This window comes from Agrobacterium sp. K11, from assembly GCF_059429395.1.
Genome location: NZ_JCAHRB010000002.1, coordinates 727181 through 745227, shown reverse-complemented (window position 1 = coordinate 745227; position 18047 = coordinate 727181). Strand labels below are relative to the sequence as shown.

16 protein-coding genes and 1 pseudogene are annotated in these 18047 nt (G+C 58.4%); 14 read left to right on the top strand and 3 right to left on the bottom strand.

All coding sequences use genetic code 11. The annotated features are described in order from the left end of the window. Window positions 1–42 precede the first annotated feature (42 nt). The 4 genes from AC5SEO_RS05000 to AC5SEO_RS04985 all read left to right on the top strand — a co-directional run bounded on the left by AC5SEO_RS05000 (window position 43) and on the right by AC5SEO_RS04985 (window position 4198). Window positions 43–801 (top strand): alpha/beta fold hydrolase, encoded by a 759-nt coding sequence (locus tag AC5SEO_RS05000; RefSeq protein WP_174037470.1) that lies wholly within the window; start codon window positions 43–45, stop codon window positions 799–801. Window positions 802–1002: 201 nt separating this feature from the next. Beyond that, window positions 1003–2049 carry an alpha/beta fold hydrolase gene (locus tag AC5SEO_RS04995; protein ID WP_174003027.1) on the top strand — a complete coding sequence of 349 codons (1047 nt, stop codon included), beginning with the start codon at window positions 1003–1005 and terminating at the stop codon, window positions 2047–2049. A 95-nt stretch (window positions 2050–2144) separates the two neighbouring features. Continuing rightward, a complete protein-coding gene (locus AC5SEO_RS04990) occupies window positions 2145–2885 on the top strand; it encodes a response regulator (protein WP_495363774.1) in 741 nt (246 codons plus the stop codon). Further along, window positions 2882–4198, top strand: a complete 1317-nt coding sequence (locus AC5SEO_RS04985; RefSeq protein WP_174003033.1) for an ATP-binding protein — start codon at window positions 2882–2884, stop codon at window positions 4196–4198. Before AC5SEO_RS04990 ends, AC5SEO_RS04985 begins: the two co-directional genes overlap by 4 nt. 32 nt (window positions 4199–4230) lie before the next feature. Here the strand turns inward: AC5SEO_RS04985 and AC5SEO_RS04980 are convergent, their stop codons facing one another. Beyond that, a complete protein-coding gene (locus AC5SEO_RS04980) occupies window positions 4231–5334 on the bottom strand; it encodes a hypothetical protein (protein ID WP_495363773.1) in 1104 nt (367 codons plus the stop codon). A 696-nt stretch (window positions 5335–6030) separates the two neighbouring features. On the opposite strand from AC5SEO_RS04980, the pseudogene AC5SEO_RS04975 reads away from it, so the two are divergent. Continuing rightward, window positions 6031–6857: pseudogene (locus tag AC5SEO_RS04975) on the top strand (site-specific integrase). Between the two features lie 14 nt (window positions 6858–6871). On the opposite strand, the gene AC5SEO_RS04970 reads toward AC5SEO_RS04975, so the two are convergent. Both AC5SEO_RS04970 and AC5SEO_RS04965 read right to left on the bottom strand, forming a co-directional pair. Beyond that, window positions 6872–7285: a type II toxin-antitoxin system VapC family toxin gene (locus tag AC5SEO_RS04970; RefSeq protein ID WP_112401659.1), complete on the bottom strand. Its 414-nt coding sequence runs from the start codon at window positions 7283–7285 to the stop codon at window positions 6872–6874. Continuing rightward, a complete protein-coding gene (locus AC5SEO_RS04965; RefSeq protein ID WP_006313527.1) occupies window positions 7282–7530 on the bottom strand; it encodes a type II toxin-antitoxin system VapB family antitoxin in 249 nt (82 codons plus the stop codon). Before AC5SEO_RS04965 ends, AC5SEO_RS04970 begins: the two co-directional genes overlap by 4 nt. Before the next feature lie 580 nt (window positions 7531–8110). On the opposite strand from AC5SEO_RS04965, the gene AC5SEO_RS04960 reads away from it, so the two are divergent. The 9 genes from AC5SEO_RS04960 to AC5SEO_RS04920 all read left to right on the top strand — a co-directional run bounded on the left by AC5SEO_RS04960 (window position 8111) and on the right by AC5SEO_RS04920 (window position 18031). Further along, window positions 8111–8527: an organic hydroperoxide resistance protein gene (locus AC5SEO_RS04960; protein WP_065705489.1), complete on the top strand. Its 417-nt coding sequence runs from the start codon at window positions 8111–8113 to the stop codon at window positions 8525–8527. Beyond that, the gene (locus AC5SEO_RS04955) at window positions 8505–8663 is read left to right on the top strand and encodes a hypothetical protein (protein ID WP_162705506.1); all 159 of its coding nucleotides are present in this window, start codon (window positions 8505–8507) and stop codon (window positions 8661–8663) included. The genes AC5SEO_RS04960 and AC5SEO_RS04955 overlap by 23 nt, the downstream gene beginning before the upstream one ends. A 300-nt stretch (window positions 8664–8963) precedes the next feature. Then, a complete protein-coding gene (locus AC5SEO_RS04950) occupies window positions 8964–9773 on the top strand; it encodes a cyclase family protein (RefSeq protein WP_495363772.1) in 810 nt (269 codons plus the stop codon). Window positions 9774–10529: 756 nt separating this feature from the next. Beyond that, window positions 10530–12407 (top strand): TRAP transporter large permease, encoded by a 1878-nt coding sequence (locus tag AC5SEO_RS04945; protein WP_013761236.1) that lies wholly within the window; start codon window positions 10530–10532, stop codon window positions 12405–12407. Window positions 12408–12472: 65 nt separating this feature from the next. Next, a complete protein-coding gene (locus AC5SEO_RS04940) occupies window positions 12473–13483 on the top strand; it encodes a TRAP transporter substrate-binding protein (protein ID WP_003517515.1) in 1011 nt (336 codons plus the stop codon). Window positions 13484–13559: 76 nt separating this feature from the next. After that, window positions 13560–14363, top strand: coding sequence for an SDR family NAD(P)-dependent oxidoreductase (locus tag AC5SEO_RS04935; protein WP_495363771.1), 804 nt, complete (start codon window positions 13560–13562; stop codon window positions 14361–14363). Window position 14364: 1 nt separating this feature from the next. After that, a complete protein-coding gene (locus tag AC5SEO_RS04930; protein ID WP_003508275.1) occupies window positions 14365–15228 on the top strand; it encodes an IclR family transcriptional regulator in 864 nt (287 codons plus the stop codon). Next, window positions 15225–16394, top strand: a complete 1170-nt coding sequence (locus tag AC5SEO_RS04925) for an acetyl-CoA acetyltransferase (protein WP_111789152.1) — start codon at window positions 15225–15227, stop codon at window positions 16392–16394. Before AC5SEO_RS04930 ends, AC5SEO_RS04925 begins: the two co-directional genes overlap by 4 nt. Then, window positions 16391–18031, top strand: a complete 1641-nt coding sequence (locus tag AC5SEO_RS04920) for an acyl-CoA synthetase (protein ID WP_495363770.1) — start codon at window positions 16391–16393, stop codon at window positions 18029–18031. Before AC5SEO_RS04925 ends, AC5SEO_RS04920 begins: the two co-directional genes overlap by 4 nt. Window positions 18032–18047 lie beyond the last annotated feature (16 nt).

Sequence of the window (18047 nt, the reverse complement as noted above, 5' to 3'; positions counted from 1 at the left end):
GCATTTTCCTTCCCTTTCACATTAAACCAAAGGAAAAACATGATGCACCGTCGTCTCATGCCAAAATTCGCGCTTGCCGTCGCAACCGCACTGATCGCTTTTGCCGCACAGGCGGCAGAGGTGAAGAATATCGTCATAGTCCATGGCGCGCTGGCCGATGGTTCGGCCTGGCGCCGGACGACAGAGATTCTTCAAAGTCGCGGTTTCAACGTCACGATCGTGCAGGAGCCCATCACCTCGCTTGCCGATGATGTGGCGGCCACCAACCGTGTCCTCGATCTCCAGCAGGGCCCGAGCCTGCTCGTCGGGCACAGCTACGGCGGCATGGTGATTTCGGAAGCCGGCAATCGACCGGACGTGGCCGGGCTGGTCTATGTCGCCGCCTTCCAGCCGGAGAAGGGAGAGAGCCTTCTCGACCTCGCCGGCTCCAAACCGCCGGCCGGCAACGGCATCAAGCCAACGAAGGATGGCGCGTTCCTTTATCTCGATCCGGCCGTCTTTGGACAAGATTTCGCCAGCGATCTTCCGCGTGAGGACGCGACATTCATGGCAAGCAGTCAGGTCTTCGCCGCCAAGGCCGCCTTTGCCGCCAAAGCCGGCGAACCCGCCTGGAAAACAAAGAAAAGCTGGTCGATCGTCGCGACGCAGGACAGGTCGATCAACCCCGATCTCGAGCGTGACATGGCAAAGCGCGCCGGCAGCGCGGTGACCGAAATTGCGGCAAGCCATGCGGTCTTCGCCTCCCAGCCCGATAAGGTTGCAGACGTCATCGAACAGGCCGCCCGGCAATCCTCAAAGTAAGCGCACCTCGGTAAGATCAAATGCAGCCGCCCCGGATGCTGGGGCGGCTGTTTGCGTTGGAAGGGCGAGACAAATGTATCAGTCTGTATCCGGAATGCACCCTGCTACAAAACCATTCACAGTCGCCTCCCTTGGGACACATCGACGATACACGCACCCTGTTACCTGCCCGGCATCCAACACGGACAGGAGAGACAGCCAATGACTTCCGAGATCAATTTCCAGCGCCGCCGCTTCTTTGGCATTGCCGCAATGACGGTTGCCGCCGTCGAATTCGCTTCAGTAGGCCTTGCTCATGCCAAGGGCGAAGCGCCTTCGCCTCAGCCGTCAACCGGACGCGACGGAGCCACCTCCTTTGGCGCCCTGAAGCAGGTTGAAGCGGGTGTACTCAGCGTCGGTTACGCAGAAGCTGGCCCCGCAGACGGCCCGGTCGCGCTGCTGCTGCACGGATGGCCCTACGACATCTACAGCTATGTCGATGTCGCGCCCATCCTTGCATCGGCTGGATATCGGGTGCTCATCCCCTATCTGCGCGGATATGGCACGACCCGTTTTCTCTCGGACGACACGGCACGCAATGGACAGCAGGCGGCGCTTGCGGTCGACATGATCGCCTTTCTCGACGCACTAGGCGTCAAGCAGGCCGTCGTGGCCGGTTATGACTGGGGCGCTCGCACCGCCGACATCATGGCCGCACTCTGGCCCGAACGTTGCACCGGGCTCGTGTCGGTCAGCGGCTATCTCATCGGCAGCCAGGAGATCAACAGGAAGCCGCTTCCGCCCAAGGCGGAACTCTCCTGGTGGTATCAGTTCTATTTCGCGACTGAACGCGGCCGTGCGGGTTACGCAGCGAACACCCGCGACTTCGTGCGCCTGATCTGGCAGACGGCATCTCCGACCTGGAAATTCAGTAACGAGACCTTCAATCGTTCGGCCACCGCATTCGACAATCCCGACCATGTGGCCATCACCATCCATAACTACCGCTGGCGGTTGGCACTGGCAGACGGGGAAGCCAAGTACGATAAATACGAGCGCCAGCTTGCGAAACTTCCCGTCATCACCGTGCCGACGATAACCTTGGAAGGCGACGCCAACGGTGCTCCGCATCCGGACCCTTCCGCCTATGCATCGAAGTTTTCCGGCAAATACCAGCACCGCAACATCAGCGGCGGCATCGGCCATAACCTGCCTCAGGAAGCGCCAGAGGCTTTTGCCAGGGCTGTTCTGGACGTCGCAAAGCTTTAAACTTGCCGAAGCCCGCGAACCGTTGTCTTACTGCATGTGACAGCGGGGCGCGCGGTAGCGGGCCACTCGAACCGTCCGGACGACGAAGGCATCCAATGGACCATATCGACCATATTCTCGTCGTGGACGACGACAGGGAAATCCGGGAGCTGGTCTCCAGCTACCTGAAGAAGAACGGCCTACGTACGAGCGTGGCGGCCGATGGACGGCAGATGAGAAGTTTTCTCGACGGCAATACCGTCGATCTCATCGTGCTCGACGTGATGATGCCTGGCGATGACGGGCTAGTTTTATGCCGAGAGCTGCGGGCGGGGAAACACAAAGCCACGCCGGTGCTGATGCTGACGGCCCGCGATGACGAGATGGATCGCATTATCGGGCTCGAAATGGGCGCCGACGACTATCTGTCGAAGCCCTTCGCTGCCCGTGAGCTTCTTGCGCGGATCAAAGCCATCCTGCGCCGCACGCGGATGCTGCCTCCCAATCTGCAGATCAGCGAGGCCGGGCAACTCCTGACCTTTGGTGAGTGGCGCCTCGACACGGTGGGCCGTCACCTGCTCGACAGGGAGGGCACGACCGTGGCCTTGAGCGGCGCCGAATACCGGCTCCTCAGGGTCTTCATCGATCATCCCCAGCGCGTCCTCAACCGGGACCAGCTGTTAAATCTAACTCAGGGCCGCGGTGCCGAACTTTTCGATCGGTCGATCGATCTTCTCGTGAGCCGCGTGCGCCAAAGGCTGGGGGATGACGCGCGCGAACCCGTCTACATCAAGACGGTGCGGGCGGAAGGCTATGTCTTTGCGGTCCCCGTGGAGATTTCGGAGCCGCGGATATGAACGGCCCACGCCTGCTCGCCGGCTGGTGGCCGCGCTCGTTGCGGTCCAGACTTTTCATCATCCTGTTTGCGGGCCTCGCCATTGCCTACGGTCTGTCGTTCAGCATCCTCTTTGCCGAACGATATATGTCGGCAAAGGCGGTCATGCTCGGCACTCTTGAGCAGGATCTGGCTGTATCGATCGCAATAATCGACCGCCTGCCTGCGGAAGAGCGGGCGCAATGGGTCCATCGCCTGAGCCGCAGCAATTATCAACTCGTCCTCGGCCCGGGTGTTCCAGGTGTTTCCGACATGTCCGGCCGCGGCGCTGAAATTGCGCAGAGGATCGAGGAGGCCGCAGGACACCGTTTCCCCGTCAAGGTCGAGTCCATTCCCGGCGACGGCAAGCGGCTTCAGGCGCATCTGACGCTATCGGACGGCTCGCCCCTCACAATTGACGTGACACCGCGCGGCGTGATGCCGCTAGCGGAGTGGCTGCCTTATGTCTTCGCCGCGCAGATGGCGCTTCTTCTTCTGTGCACCTGGTTTGCAGTGCGACAGACGACCAGACCGCTCAGCGCGCTGGCTGCGGCAGCCGAAGCGTTGGATCCGGGGGAAAAGGGGTTGCCGATGAGTGAGAGCGGCCCAAGCGAAGTTGTCCACGCCGCCCGCGCCTTCAACGCGATGCGCGATCGCGTCGCCCAATATCTCGAGGAGCGGGTCCAGATTCTTGCGGCGATTTCGCACGACCTGCAGACGCCCATCACCCGGATGCGGTTGCGGGCCGACATGGCAGACGATACGCCGGAAAAGGAAAAGCTGGTCAGTGACCTGCGTGAAATCGAACGTCTAGTACAGGATGGTATCGCTTATGCACGCAGCGCTCATGGCAATGGCGAGAAATCCTCACGTATCGATCTGGCCTCTTTCATCGACAGCATAGCTTACGACTATCAGGATACCGGAAAAGCAGTCACGGTTGACGGTATGGTGCGCGGCACAGTATCGACAAAGCCACATGCCCTGCGAAGAATCCTGACGAACTTGATAGATAACGCACTCAAATTCGGGGGCAGTGCGGAAATCAAGGTCGACCGGCGCACTGAAGGCACCGTGGTCATCACGGTGCTCGATCGTGGGCCGGGCATCCCCGACGAGATGCTGCAAAATGCCATGCAGCCCTTTTTCCGGATTGAAACATCGAGAAACCGCGACACCGGCGGAACAGGACTCGGACTTGCGATCGCGCAGCAGCTCGCCGGAACAATCGGCGGCTCAGTGCGCCTCTATAACAGGCAAGGCGGCGGGCTTGCAGCCGAGGTGGCTTTTGCCTGAGAGGGACGCAGGTCAACGATAAGTATCCCTTATCATTTGATCACCACTGGCTCCGGAATAACTACGGCTTGGGCCTTAGCCGAAGTAAGCACTTCGCCAGATGGTGTGTGCGCCATACCATCGACGACGTTCCAGCGAATGAGCTTCCCGTGGAGAGTCGCATAGCAGCTATTATCGCTCGCAGCCGTCACTCTCATTGACGACCTCCAGCAGACGTGATTGTGAAGCTTAGGATCCACGATGGCCTTGCATCCACTGGGATCTGACCTTCCCGTTCGATACCATGGTGTCGCTTGCACAGTCGACAACAGGAAAGCCCAACCACTCTTAGGATCCGCACAGACTGTCGGGCTGTCCGTGCTATTATCATAGGAATACACTCCGACCATTGCTACCTCATTCGTGCCTGGGCTAGGCACCCAAGTCTCCTCCTCTGGCTGCAGCACCTGACGTTTTGGTAGATACGCTTGAGCCGAACCGTGCTCTACGTTAACGGATACAAGCCAGTCCGTTGCGCCGTTCGGAAGCGTGACCGTGATCGTGCAAGTCTTTCCAGACTCGAACACAGTCCCCTTCTTCCTGCATGAATCCCCACTTGTCACATTAATACCTTTGGGGATTGTGATGTCTTCGGTAAGCGCCGTAGTAGTGTCTACGCCCTTCTTAACCGGATATGTATGCCACTCCAAAATAAGGGCGGCATCATCAACATCGTAGACTTCAAACCGCGCTGTGAAGCCGCCATTCCTTACACATTCAGCCCATCTTTTCAAAATTTCCTTGTCGCCTGAGGCTAACAGAATTGAACTTTCGTTCTTGACGATGGTTGAAATGTTCAACTTTGAGCCAATCTCGTCGATATACCGTTGAAAATCCTTTTCGTCATTGCTGCCGGTGAGAGAGAAACCTCCGTAGCCAAAGCCTCCACTGGCGGCAAGGTCCCGGGCAATTTCCGCGCTAGACTTTCTGGTATATTCCGCGGCCAAGATTTGCTGAAAAAACATTCCGTATCTGTATTGAGACACCTGTTTAGTGCCATCAACTAGGACTTCTCCACAATTGTTGGCCGAAGCAGGACTCGATAAGGCGGAGAAGCCGAGAAGCAGTGACACAAATAAAAAAAGCCATCGAGTCATTTTGAATCCTCCAAATGAGTTCGATTAAGGGCAAAATTACTACTCTGGATGTTAGCCCGCAATTCATCTAAAAGGTGTAATGATCCGGGTTCCCGCAGGTTTGCAACCGATTTATATGCGACCACAGACGTGCTTGGACCACAATATCTGCGAGCAAAAAGCCTACATGAGAACGGCTGCAATAATCGGGCTTCTATGCCGCAGCGCGGTGCTGAGGCAGCGACCCGATTTATGGACTTTCGAAATCGCTGGGGAGGACAACGAGGAGGTATTCCGCTGGAGGCGCCCGATGTCATCTTGGATTTCACCGCGAAGCTTCGACCTCCCCCAGTGCGAGGCCGGAGCGATTTCTACCCGTCGCGTCGAAGAGCAGTTCAAGTGACCGAATGTCTATCCGGATGAGCGGCCGCGATCTCCCGGAAACCAGCCCTCGCTCGACACGACAAAGATTTGCCGTGAAATCCAAGTGACCTCGTTCCAAACCCTAATGATAGGATCGACTTTACTTGCCGTTCTTTGCCGTCACGGTGTCGGACATAGTTCCCCGTTCCTACTGCCTGTGGGTTACTGCTTACCGACTCGGCTAATTGGTTGAGCGTTGGCCATGGCCAACCTGTCTCAGCATTCTCACAGCGTGCAGATCGGGGCAAATCACGGTCCCAGCGACCGTCGAAACCCGCGATTCTGGAGCCTCTCGTGACTAGAGCGACGACATCACAAACCTCCGTCGAGCGGCCGCCGAAGAACTCGACACCATCGCGTCCGTCCTGCCGCTCGAGCGTCGCGACGAGCTCGCCGAGCTGCTTACTGATCAGGACGTCGAGACGCTGCGCCATCTCGTAAACCAAGGCATGGGCGACAACACGCTGCGGGCGCTGATCCTCGATCTTGCCTATCTTGAAGTCTAGGGGCTGGCGATCACTGGCAATTCTCTTCCCTGGGCTGCACCGGAAGCACTACTGCTGAAATTTGTCGCCATCACCTCTGGAACACGGAAAAACGCGCAACAGATCCCGACCACGGCATGCCAGCTACGGTCGATGAAAACCTCCGGCGTCAGGGCTTTCTGAAATCCGTTGGCACGCACGCGCCGTCTACGTTGCGCCGGCGGCTGGCGAACTGGTCGACGCTGATCAAGTGGCGCGGCCTCAATGTCGCCTTCACCTCCCTGCCCTCAAGTCGGCCATACGCCTTGCAGCACGCCCCGCTCCGCGAACCCGGGGTTGCAAGAGCGCGGCATGTTTCGGGGGGGGGGCGGGCGGGCGATGGGGCACCGTGTCGAAGCGCGCGCTCGATCCGCACTCGGTCAATGCGATCATCAACAGCGGGCGGAGATGGCGGGATTGGATGCGGCTGAGTTTTCGGAGCACGGCCTGCGGTCCGGTTATCTGACCGAGGCTGCCAACCGCGGAATTCCCTTGCCAGAAGCCATGGAGCAATCACGCCACCGATCGGTCCAGCAGGCATCCAGCTATTATAACAGTGCTACACGGAGAAGCAGGCGAGCGGCCCGATTGTTGTAGATCGGGTCTCACTGTCAGAATTGCCAGGGCGAGATCAATTCGAGCCCTGTTGTCTCGAAATCTTTGAGGTTTCGGGTCGCCAACCGGCCACCATTGATCCGCGCTATCGCCGCGATCATGCCGTCCGGAGCCGACATCCCCCTCCCCTGCCGCGCAGCGTCTCCCATGATATCGCCATAGGCCAATGCTGCTTCTTCCGTGAAGGCAAACATCTTGTCGGAGAACCGGCGACGCCAGCTCACAAGTCCCTCTTCCAGGCGATCGGCGCGCTGATCTGGCCTGATCTTTTGAATACCAAAAGCGATCTCAGCAACTGCAACCGTCGGCAATGCCAATTCGGCGTCGTGACGAACCAGCCATGCTATGACCGCAGAATCGGGAGCTTTCTTGAAAGTCTCCGACATCACATTCGTGTCGAGAAAAATCAAAGCTCGACGCCTTTGTGAGCGCGTCTGTTTTCATCGATGATACTGTCGAAATCGATATCCGTACCCGACTGCGATGAAAGACGACTATAGAATTTCGCAGCAGGTTCACGTCCTGCCTCGCGAGCCTCATAGGTTTCGAGCGCGCGCTCGACGATATCGGCAATCGTGCGATTTTCTCGGCGGGCGAGCTTGTGTGCAAGGTCGCGCGCTTTGGAACTGCGGACAGATAGTTGCGGGGTTACCATTGAGTGCTCCTTCGTCTGGATCCAATCTAGCTTAATTTAAGGTAGCCATCAAGATGGCACTTGCCATCTTGATGGCTACTTGGTGTTTCTCGCACCCTGTGTTTTGGCCATCAATGCATGTTCGTTCCGCGTGGAGACAACACATCTCCTCCCCTAAACGCCATGCTTTAAGCAACTTCTGCTGTAGACGGCCGCCAAAGTGCATTTGATGCAGGTTATGTCATAGCTGCACCGAAGAACGCCCCATTTCGAGCCTGATGACGTTGTACTTAGCTCATACACGCTTACAACCGGTCATTTTCTCACGCATTCCTTATCGGTACAAAGCACCTGAAAAATGCGCGAAAAAACCATGGCAAAACGGCAAGCCGCCAATCCATCGCAGGCGCCCAAACGGGCCTCCGGCCTGGCCACCGCAGAACTCCCACCAAAATATCGAAAAGGCGGCGTCTGAAGACCAGTAACAACGATACTTTTCGATACAGTTTTGCAGTTTCCGGAAACATACCGGATACGCCGATCCGTCACAAAGCTCCTATCACGAAACGCCGCAGCAGCGGCACAATGAAGGGAGCCTCCCGTGACCAAGATCGAGACTGTTCTTTATACCGGCAAGACCCACACGACCGGTGGGCGCGACGGATCGGCGCAAAGCGATGATGGCGCGCTTGGCATCAAGCTTTCCCCTCCGGGCAGCGGAAAGCCGGGCACGAATCCCGAGCAGCTTTTTGCGGCAGGCTGGTCGGCATGTTTCATCGGCGCCATGACAAAGGCGGCGGCAAAACACCAGCTCCGGCTTCCAGCCGACACCACTGTCGATGCGGAGGTTGACCTCGGCACGACGGGTGGCGAATTCTTTCTGCAGGCTCGCCTCACTGTCAGCCTGCCCGGTATCGATCGTCCCATCGCGCAGACGATAATAGAGGATGCCCACCAAATCTGCCCCTATTCGAAGGCAACCAGGGGGAACATCGATGTTACGCTCATTCTCGCTTAAGACGATGGTTTCCGCCCGCGCGCTTGTCATCACCATCGTGTTTGCGGCGATATTTGCAGTGCCATGCGTATATGACGCTACATCCGACGAGCCCTCGCCGCTTGCGGGACTTCTGGGTGCGGTTTCATCGATCTGACCTCAAGGAAACGGCTCGGCGCCCCGCCGCGGCCGTTTTCGCATTCACCTCTTCCTTCCATTCCTTTTGACAACACCATGGCGTTGCGCAACGCCCTGCTGCAAGCGGATAATCTGTCCACCACCCTTTCACGATATTGGAGACCGGCCTGCCGGTGGGCAAGCGGGTACTGCCTATGGACGGCGGGTTGCCGAAACCGCCATCTGGACACGGGTCAAAAATCAGGGAAGGTCATGTCTTGCTTCACTCCATCGTTGCGCTACGGTTGCGATAAGGGATTTTCACTGGAGGGACTAAGGTATGTGCAACCATTGCGTGATCGAGAACGTGAAAAAGAACATGCTGTCGCGACGCTTGTTGTTCAAGGGCGCCGTGGCCGGTGTAACGGCGATGACGGCTGGCAGCCTCGCGGCCCCGGTGCTTGCGCAAACACCCAGACAGGTCATCGATCTCACACATACATATGATTCCACATTCCCTACATTCGATGGCAAACCGGGCATAGAATATGAATGGGCAGCTCAGATCGCCAAGGATGGTTATCAGCTCCATAAACTCACGATCTACGAACATACCGGAACGCATATTGACGCACCTTTCCACTTCAGCGCCGACGGGGCGAGTGTCGATCAGTTGGAACCGCAGAAACTTGTCGCGCCGCTGGTCGTCATAGACATCACAGACCGCGCAAAAGAGGATGCCAATTCCACGATCGAGGCCGAAGACATCGAGCGCTGGATATCAGCAAATGGCGACATCCCGGCAGGTTCGATCGTCGCTCTGCGCTCCGGCTGGGCAACCAGAGTAAAGAGCCCCTCCTTCCGCAATGACGACGCCGGAAAATTTGCCTTCCCCGGTTTCGGCAAGTCGGCAACCGACCTTCTGCTCAAGCACGATACGCTCGCAATCGGTGTCGACACGCTCTCGCTTGATCCTGGCAACTCTGCCGATTTCGCAGTTCACAATTCCTGGCTCCCGGCAGGGCGCTACGGCATCGAAGGCCTCAACAACCTTGAGGCTTTGCCGGTAAAGGGCGCGACAATCGTCGTCGGTGCGCCTGCACATCGAGGCGGAACGGGTGGTCCGGCCCGGATTCTGGCTCTGGTCTGAACGTAGTACGCCGGGGCGCCCCCGCATGCAGCAACCGCTTACCTGCCGCATCAGATCAGTCCGCTCAGCATTCGCCGCAGTCTTCAAGGAAAGGCTGGGCGACGCGTCGCCCCGCGCTTGACAGGAAGAATTCCAAGCGGTGACGTCGCAAAGAACATAGTTTCTTGCCGCATAACGTTAGGTCAAGAAACCACCGCAAGGGAAGGTTTCGATAGATAATCAACGCCTGTATTGCCGTTCAGGGAGCGCTCAGCCGCGCCACCGTCATTTTTCCCATTGCGCCCAGCGGTCGTCACTTCGCGGCTTTTCCAACCCCCGCCAGTTTGAGGACAGGCAGACATGTTTTCCGGCTCTCTGTAACGCGACGCAGGCGTCCCGGATGTCCGGCGACCTGCTCCAATCGGTAGGCACGATTTGCACTGACTGGCCTTTGAACGAGGTGCCGCGCTGCAAGGCGATCATCAGGAATGAGGGTTCCCATCAAGTATGATCCACTATATGGACCTTATAGACGCACAAATTAACTGCATAAATCCGTCTATTTACTGTTGATTTCATGAATTTTCCTGTGTATCCCGAATACATGATTTTGTAACGGTCCATATTGTGGAGGCAATATCCCGATACATTCAGACCTTTGGAGGGGTCTGGCCTGTCTGGCAACCACAGCTATCCTGATGTCGCGGTCGTGGCACGGACATCCTGTTTTGCAGACATGTTCATTGCGAAGGTTGTTCTGTGGGAGAGGAGGCCCCGATGACCATGACCGCAAACGCGAATGACGACGTATTTGTACTCGATGGCGAACTGTTGCACACCGGACAGGTAACAGGCTCCTGGTTCATGCGCCCCATCGAGGCCGTGGCGGCGGTGCTGCTGGCGGTGATGATCGGCCTGCTTCTGCTGGGCGTGACGTCACGTTATGCCCTGCATCTGCCGATTGTCTGGATCGATGAAACGGCGTCCTTGTGCTTTCTGTGGTTTGCCATGCTGGGCGCGGCAATCGCCATCGATCGCAGTGAACACCTGCGCCTCACGCTGTTTCTTAACATGTTCCCGCAACGTGTTCTGGGCTATATCAATTCCCTGGCACTGGTGCTGGTGGCTACATTTCTTGCCGCAATCATCAAGCCCGCCATGGAATACGCCATCGAGGAGTGGGTGGTCACGTCAGCGGCGCTGAATATTCCGATGTCGTTTCGCGCTGCGGCGCTGCCGGTCGGCGCCTGTCTTATGCTGCTTTTGGTGCTCAACAATCTCTTCCGACGAGAAAATCTGCGCGATATCATTGCGGCCCTTGTAACGGTCGCGGTTGCCTCAGGCCTGCTCTATCTGGCATCGCCGATGCTGGAATCCCTCGGCAATTTTAATCTGGCGATCTTCCTCGGCCTGTTCGTTGCGGTATTTCTGGTGCTGGGTGTTCCGATTGCCTTCTGCTTCGGCCTTGGAACCCTCGCCTATCTGACCTTCACCACCTGGGTTCCGACCATTGTGATGATCGGACGTATGGATGAGGGCATGTCCGGCATCATTCTGTTGTCAGTGCCAGTCTTCGTGCTACTCGGCTGCGTGCTCGATGCAACCGGTATGGGTAAGGCGATTGTCGAGCTTCTGTCCTCGATGTTTGGCCACATTCGCGCGGGCATGTCCTATGTTCTGCTCGGTTCTCTGTTTCTTGTCTCCGGCATTTCCGGCTCCAAGGTTTCTGATATGGCAACCGTCGCACCGGCGCTGTTTCCGGAAATGAAGCGCCGTGGCCACAAACCCAAGGAAATGATCGCGCTTCTGGCCACCGGCGCCGCCATGGCCGATACGGTTCCGCCCTCAATCGTGCTGATCGTTCTGGGTTCGGCGGCAGGTGTGTCTATTGCCGGCCTCTTCACCTCCGGTTTCATGATTGCAATGGTACTGCTTCTGGTGCTGGCCGTTCTGGCCCGCTGGAAGGCGCGGGATGAAAACATGGAAGGCGCAAAGCGCACGCCATGGCCGCAGGTCGGCAAGGCAGCCCTGATTGCCGCACCGGCGCTTGTTCTGCCCTTCCTCATCCGCAGCCTGGTGGGCGGCGGTGTCGCCACGGCAACCGAAGTATCCACTATTGCCGTGCTCTACGCCATGATCGTCGGCGCAGTGCTTTATGGCGGCATCAGCCTCAGGAAGCTTTATTCGATGCTGGTCGAGACGGCAGCCCTTTCAGGGGCGATCCTGCTGATCCTCGGCTGTGCATCGGCCATGGCCTGGGGGCTGACGCAGAGCGGCTTTGCTTTCCAGCTGACCGCGATGATTACCGATCTTCCGGGCGGCTGGATGACCTACATGGTCGTGTCGATCCTGATTTTCATGATCCTGGGCTGCGTCCTGGAAGGACTGCCAGCAATCGTTCTGCTCGCGCCGATCATGTTCCCGATCGCCCGCACGCTTGGCATCAATGACATCCATTATTCGATGGTCGTGGTGGTCGCCATGAATATCGGCCTGATGGCGCCGCCCATCGGTATCGGCTTTTACATCGCCTGCAAGATCGGCAACGTGTCGCCGGACGAAGCCATGGGTGCCATCTGGCCCTATCTTGCAGCCATGATCATCGGCCTGCTGCTGATTGCAGCAATCCCCGGATTTTCGACCATTCTGCTCTGAGACCGTGGCGGCTACGCCCGCCACGCCGATGAATGATAACTGCTTTATTTTGGGAGGAGAAAGCAATGAATATCAACAGACGTACCATACTCGCCGGCGCCGGTTCCGCCGTACTGGCCACCGCCTTCGTGTCGCGCGCCCGCGCTGCCCAATACAATTATAAATATGCCAACAATTTGCCTGCAGCGCACCCGATGAACATTCGCGCCAAGGAGGCCGCCGAGCGCATCGCCAAAGAGACCGATGGGCAGGTCAATATCAGCATCTTCCCCAGCAGCCAGCTGGGTGCCGACACAGACGTTTTGAGCCAGGTGCGCTCTGGAGGCGTTGAATTCTTCACGCTTTCGCCGCTGATCCTGTCGACGCTGGTACCGAACGCCTCCATCAGCGGCATCGGTTTCGCCTTTCCGAACTACGAGTCCGTATGGGCGGCCATGGATGGCGATCTCGGTAAATATGTCCGTGGCGAAATTGCCAAGCAGAATCTCGTTGCCATGGACACAATCTGGGACAACGGCTTCCGCCAGATCACCAGCGCTTCCAAGCCCATCGCCACGCCTGCCGATCTCGAAAGCTTCAAGATCCGCGTGCCAGTGAGCCCGCTCTGGACCTCTATGTTCAAGGCATTCAAGTCTGCCCCTGCCTCGATCAATTTCGCCGAGGTCTATACTGCGCTGCAGACCGGTGTGGTCGATGGCCAGGAAAATCCGCTGGCGATCATTTCCACCGCAAAGCTGTTCGAAGTGCAGAAATTCTGCTCGGTCACCAATCATATGTGGGACGGGTTCTGGTTCCTGGCCAACAAGCGCGCCTGGGAGCGTTTGCCGGATGACCTGCGCGCCATCGTCGCCAAAAACCTCAACCAGTCGGGCAAGGATGAACGCGCCGATGTGGCGAAGCTCAATGCCTCGGTCAAGGAAGATCTGATTTCCAAGGGCATGACCTTCAACGACACGGATGCGACGCTTTTCCGCGCCGCGCTGAAAGAGGCAGGCTTCTATTCCGAGTGGAAGGGCAAATACGGCGATGAAGCCTGGGCCATTCTCGAAAAGGCCGTTGGTGCAAGCCTGACCTGACCGGCCTGTTGAATAACTGGCCCCGCCCGTAGCGGGGCCAACCCGACTATGTCTGACGATTGGAATGGAGACTGCTTTGACAGGTCGCCTGACGGGAAAACGCGCGCTTGTGTTTGGCGCAGGATCATCGGGGCCGGGTTTTGGCAACGGCAAGGCTGCGGCCGTGCAATTTGCCCGCGAAGGCGCGCGGGTAGCCTGTGTCGACCTCTCCGCTGACGCAGCCGAAGAGACGGCTGAGATTATTCGCGGAGAAGGCTTGGAGGCGATTGCGGTTGCCGCCGATGTCACTGAACTACAGTCCGTATCGGCCACCGTTGACCGCACCTGCAAGGCCTTTGGTGGCATCGATATTCTGCACAATAATGTCGGCGTGACCCATATGGGCGGGCCGGTTGAGCTGGATGAGGAAAGCTTTCGCGCCTCGGTCGATCTCAATATCGGCTCCGTTTATCGCACCTCCAAGGCTGTGTTGCCGGTGATGTTGACGCAGGGCGGCGGAGCCATCGTCAATATCTCGTCACTCGCCTCCATTCGCTGGACCGGCTATCCCTATTTTGCCTATTACGCCATGAAGGCAGCTGTAAACCAGGCGACTGTGGCGCTGGCCATGCAATATGCCCGGCAGGGCATTCGCGCCAATTGCATTCTTCCGGGAATGATCGACACCCCACTGATCTACAAGCAGATCAGCAATCAATATGCGTCTGTCGAGGAGATGGTGGCGGCGCGCAATGCGGCTGTCCCGGTGGGTCGCATGGGCGATGCCTTCGATATTGCCCGCGCCGCCGTTTTTCTCGCATCTGATGAGGCTAAGTTCATCACCGGCGTCTGTTTGCCGGTCGATGGCGGGCAAAGCTGTGCGGTGGGGGCGTTTTCCTGAGATGGCAACAACAACAACGATCCCGGTTGAAAAAGATCTGACGGGCGCGCGCGCGGTGGACCGGGCTCTGGCGCTGCTCTCCATGGTCGGGAGGCACGCGGAACGCGGCGTGGCGCTTTCGGTCATCGTGACAGAAAGCGGACTGAACAAACCCACGGCCCGCCGCCTGCTGCTGGCTCTGATCCGTGCCGGCCTTGTGGAGCAGGATGAGGAAACGCGGCGTTATTACCTCGGCGAAGAAACCTATGTGCTGGGCAGCCTGTCATCGCGCCGGTTTGGCCTTCTTCAAATGGCGCAGGACGGCCTGACGCGCATTTCCCGCCGCTCGGAGGATTCGAGCTTCCTTTCCGTGCGCCGTGATACATTTGCCCTGTGCCTTTACCGCGAAGAAGGCACCTGGCCGGTGCGCACCCATGCACTTCAGGCCGGTTTCGAACACCCCTTGGGTATTGGTGCGGGTTCGCTCGCCATGCTGGCGGCGCTGCCAGACGCCGAGGTGGAAAGTATCATTGCGGCCAATAGCGGGCTGATTGCCGCTAATTATCCCGGCATAACGCTTGAGGGCCTGCGCCGTGATGTCGAGCTGACGAGAGCCAATGGCTATTCGCTCAACCCCGGCCTGATCCTTTCTAATTCCTGGGGTATTGGCGTTGCCATCCGCGCGCCTGATGGCGCGGTAGCGGGAGCGCTGAGCATTGCCGCTGTGGACAGCCGCATGCGGCCGGAGCGCCAGCCGGAACTGGCAGCGCTGCTGCGCGAGGAAGTAACCCGCATCGAGACACGTATCGCAGAAATGATGGCCAGCCGCGCCCGCACGCGCGGTGAAGGCGACACGAAACGGCAAACGAGGAGAACGAGCAAATGAGCAAAGCGCAGATCGTCGGCTGGGCGCATTCGCCTTTCGGCAAGTCGGCCCTTGAAAATACCGAGCAACTGATGGCTTCTGTCGTGGCGCCGGCCATAGACCATGCGGGCGTCGATGTCAGCGATATCGACGGCATTTTCGTCGGCGTGATGAACAATGGCTTCTCGAAACAGGATTTTCAGGGCGCCCTGGTAGCGATGGGCGATGAGCGCCTCGCCTATACGCCGGCAGTGCGTTTCGAAAATGCCTGCTCAACAGGATCGGCCGCCCTCTACAGCGCCATGGATTTCATCGAAGCCGGGCGCGGCCGCATCGCACTCGTTGTCGGCGCCGAAAAAATGACGGCGCTGCCGACCGCAGAGGTGGGCGAAATCCTGCTCTCCGCCTGTTACCGTGCGGAGGAGGCCAATATTCCCGGCGGGTTTGCCGGCCAGTTCGGCCGCATCGCACAGGCATATTTTCAACGTTATGGCGACCGCTCGGAAGAGCTGGCGATGATTGCCGCAAAGAACCACGCCAATGGCGCGGTCAATCCCTATGCCCATATGCGCAAGGATTTCGGCTTCGATTTCTGCAATACGGTTTCGGACAAGAACCCCTACGTCGCAGGCCCGCTGCGCCGCACCGACTGCTCGCTGATTTCGGATGGCGCTGCCGCGATCATTTTGGCCGACGAGGAAACGGCAGCCACACTCAACCGCGCCATCGGCTTCCGGGGCCGCAAGCATGTCAACGACATCATGGCATTGAGCCGTCGCGATCCGTTGGCCTTCGAAGGCGCGCGCCGCGCCTGGGCCGGCTCGCTGGAACTTGCCGGCGCAACGCTCGACGACCTCTCTTTCGTTGAAACGCACGACTGCTTCACCATTGCCGAACTTATCGAATATGAGGCCATGGGGCTTGCGAATCCCGGTGAAGGATATCGCGTTGTCCAGGATGGAACGGCGCTCAAGACCGGACGCCTGCCAATCAACCCATCGGGTGGATTGAAATCGAAAGGTCACCCCGTCGGGGCGACCGGCGTTTCCATGCATGTCATGGCGGCGATGCAATTGATGGGAGAGGCAGGCGACATGCAAATTCCCAATGCCTCCCTGGCTGGCGTGTTCAACATGGGTGGCACGGCGGTTGCCAATTACGTCTCGATCATGGAGCGTGTGAAATGACGATGCAAAGTGCCGTGCAGCATCCCGCGGGCGGGGTTGCGCCCTCCACCACGCGGGTGATGAACCTCTCGCATTTCCTGACGCAGGCGGCACGCCGCAACCCGGACCATATCGGTTTCGTCTGGGGTGAAAAGACTTGGAGCTGGGCTCAAATGGAAGCCCGCGTCGACGCAATGGCCCATGCGCTGGAGACTGAATTCGGCGTCAGAAAGGGGGACCGCATTCTTGTGCAGTCCTCCAACAACAACCAGATGTTCGAATCCATGTTCGCATGCTTCCGCGTGGGTGCGGTGTGGGTGCCGACCAATTACCGTCAATCGCCCGATGAAGTTGCCTATCTGGCGAAGGCCAGCGGCGCACGCGGCATGATTTGTGCCAGTGCTTTTCCCGATCATGCAAAAGCCAGCCACGAGGCAAGCACGATCGATTTCAGCATCGCCATCGGTACGGCTGAGTTCGGTGAGGATTACGATGCCATCGTGGCCCGTCATATGGGGCACAAAGTCAAAAGCCAGGCAGTGGATCGGGATGACCCGTGTTGGTTCTTCTTCACCTCAGGCACCACCGGCCGGCCCAAGGCTGCAGTGCTTACCCATGGCCAGATGGCGTTCGTCATCACCAACCATCTCTGCGATCTGATGCCCGGCACCGGACCGGACGACGCCTCCATCGTCGTTGCCCCGCTTTCACACGGTGCGGGCATTCACCAGCTGGTGCAGGTGGCGCATGGCGCGAAAACAGTGCTTCCGGCGGCGGAAAAGCTCGATGTGCCCGCCGTCTGGGCGCTGATCGAAAAATGGCGTATCACCAACGCCTTCACTGTACCGACCATCCTTAAAATGCTCGTTGAAGACCCCTCTGTGGATCGTTTCGATCACTCCTCGCTGCGCTATGTCATCTATGCCGGCGCGCCGATGTATCGCGCGGACCAGAAACGTGCGCTTGCAAAGCTCGGCCCGGTGCTGGTGCAATATTTCGGCCTGGGTGAAGTCACCGGGAACATCACCGTGCTGCCGCCCTCTTTTCATAACGCCGAGGACGGTCCGGAAACGCGCATCGGCACCTGCGGCTTCGACCGCACCGGCATGGAAGTGCAGATCCAGAACGATGCGGGCGAGGAAGTTGACGCCGGTGTAACCGGCGAAATCTGCGTGATTGGTCCCGCCGTTTTCGCCGGCTACTACGATAATCCCGAGGCAAATGCCAAAGCCTTCCGCAATGGCTGGTTCCGCACGGGCGACCTTGGTCATCGCGATGAGAACGGCTTCCTCTACATCACCGGGCGCGCCTCCGACATGTATATTTCCGGCGGCTCGAACATCTATCCGCGTGAAATCGAAGAAAAAATCCTCATGCATCCTGACATCAGCGAGACTGCGGTTCTGGGTGTGCCGGACGCGGTGTGGGGCGAAGTCGGTGTGGCCGTTTGCGTGGCCCGCGAGGGCGCGGATATCGCCGCCATCAATCTGAAGGCCTACCTGGAAGGCAAGATGGCCCGCTACAAGCTGCCGAAATCAGTGGTGTTCTGGGATGCCATGCCGAAATCCGCCTACGGCAAGATCACCAAGAAAATGATCCGCGAGGAACTGGAGAAACGCGGTCAGATGCCGGCTTTCGAAGAAAAGCGGACAGGCTGACAGGCGTGACATTCAA

What these genes read in the sequence shown, in the direction of transcription:
- AC5SEO_RS05000 (WP_174037470.1), top strand. Translation starts at nt 43, where the DNA reads ATGCACCGTCGTCTCATGCCAAAATTCGCGCTTGCCGTCGCAACCGCA.
- AC5SEO_RS04995 (WP_174003027.1), top strand. Translation starts at nt 1,003, where the DNA reads ATGACTTCCGAGATCAATTTCCAGCGCCGCCGCTTCTTTGGCATTGCC.
- AC5SEO_RS04990 (WP_495363774.1), top strand. Translation starts at nt 2,145, where the DNA reads ATGGACCATATCGACCATATTCTCGTCGTGGACGACGACAGGGAAATC.
- AC5SEO_RS04985 (WP_174003033.1), top strand. Translation starts at nt 2,882, where the DNA reads ATGAACGGCCCACGCCTGCTCGCCGGCTGGTGGCCGCGCTCGTTGCGG.
- AC5SEO_RS04980 (WP_495363773.1), bottom strand. Translation starts at nt 5,334, where the DNA reads ATGACTCGATGGCTTTTTTTATTTGTGTCACTGCTTCTCGGCTTCTCC.
- AC5SEO_RS04965 (WP_006313527.1), bottom strand. Translation starts at nt 7,530, where the DNA reads ATGGTAACCCCGCAACTATCTGTCCGCAGTTCCAAAGCGCGCGACCTT.
- AC5SEO_RS04955 (WP_162705506.1), top strand. Translation starts at nt 8,505, where the DNA reads ATGTTACGCTCATTCTCGCTTAAGACGATGGTTTCCGCCCGCGCGCTT.
- AC5SEO_RS04950 (WP_495363772.1), top strand. Translation starts at nt 8,964, where the DNA reads ATGTGCAACCATTGCGTGATCGAGAACGTGAAAAAGAACATGCTGTCG.
- AC5SEO_RS04945 (WP_013761236.1), top strand. Translation starts at nt 10,530, where the DNA reads ATGACCATGACCGCAAACGCGAATGACGACGTATTTGTACTCGATGGC.
- AC5SEO_RS04940 (WP_003517515.1), top strand. Translation starts at nt 12,473, where the DNA reads ATGAATATCAACAGACGTACCATACTCGCCGGCGCCGGTTCCGCCGTA.
- AC5SEO_RS04930 (WP_003508275.1), top strand. Translation starts at nt 14,365, where the DNA reads ATGGCAACAACAACAACGATCCCGGTTGAAAAAGATCTGACGGGCGCG.
- AC5SEO_RS04925 (WP_111789152.1), top strand. Translation starts at nt 15,225, where the DNA reads ATGAGCAAAGCGCAGATCGTCGGCTGGGCGCATTCGCCTTTCGGCAAG.
- AC5SEO_RS04920 (WP_495363770.1), top strand. Translation starts at nt 16,391, where the DNA reads ATGACGATGCAAAGTGCCGTGCAGCATCCCGCGGGCGGGGTTGCGCCC.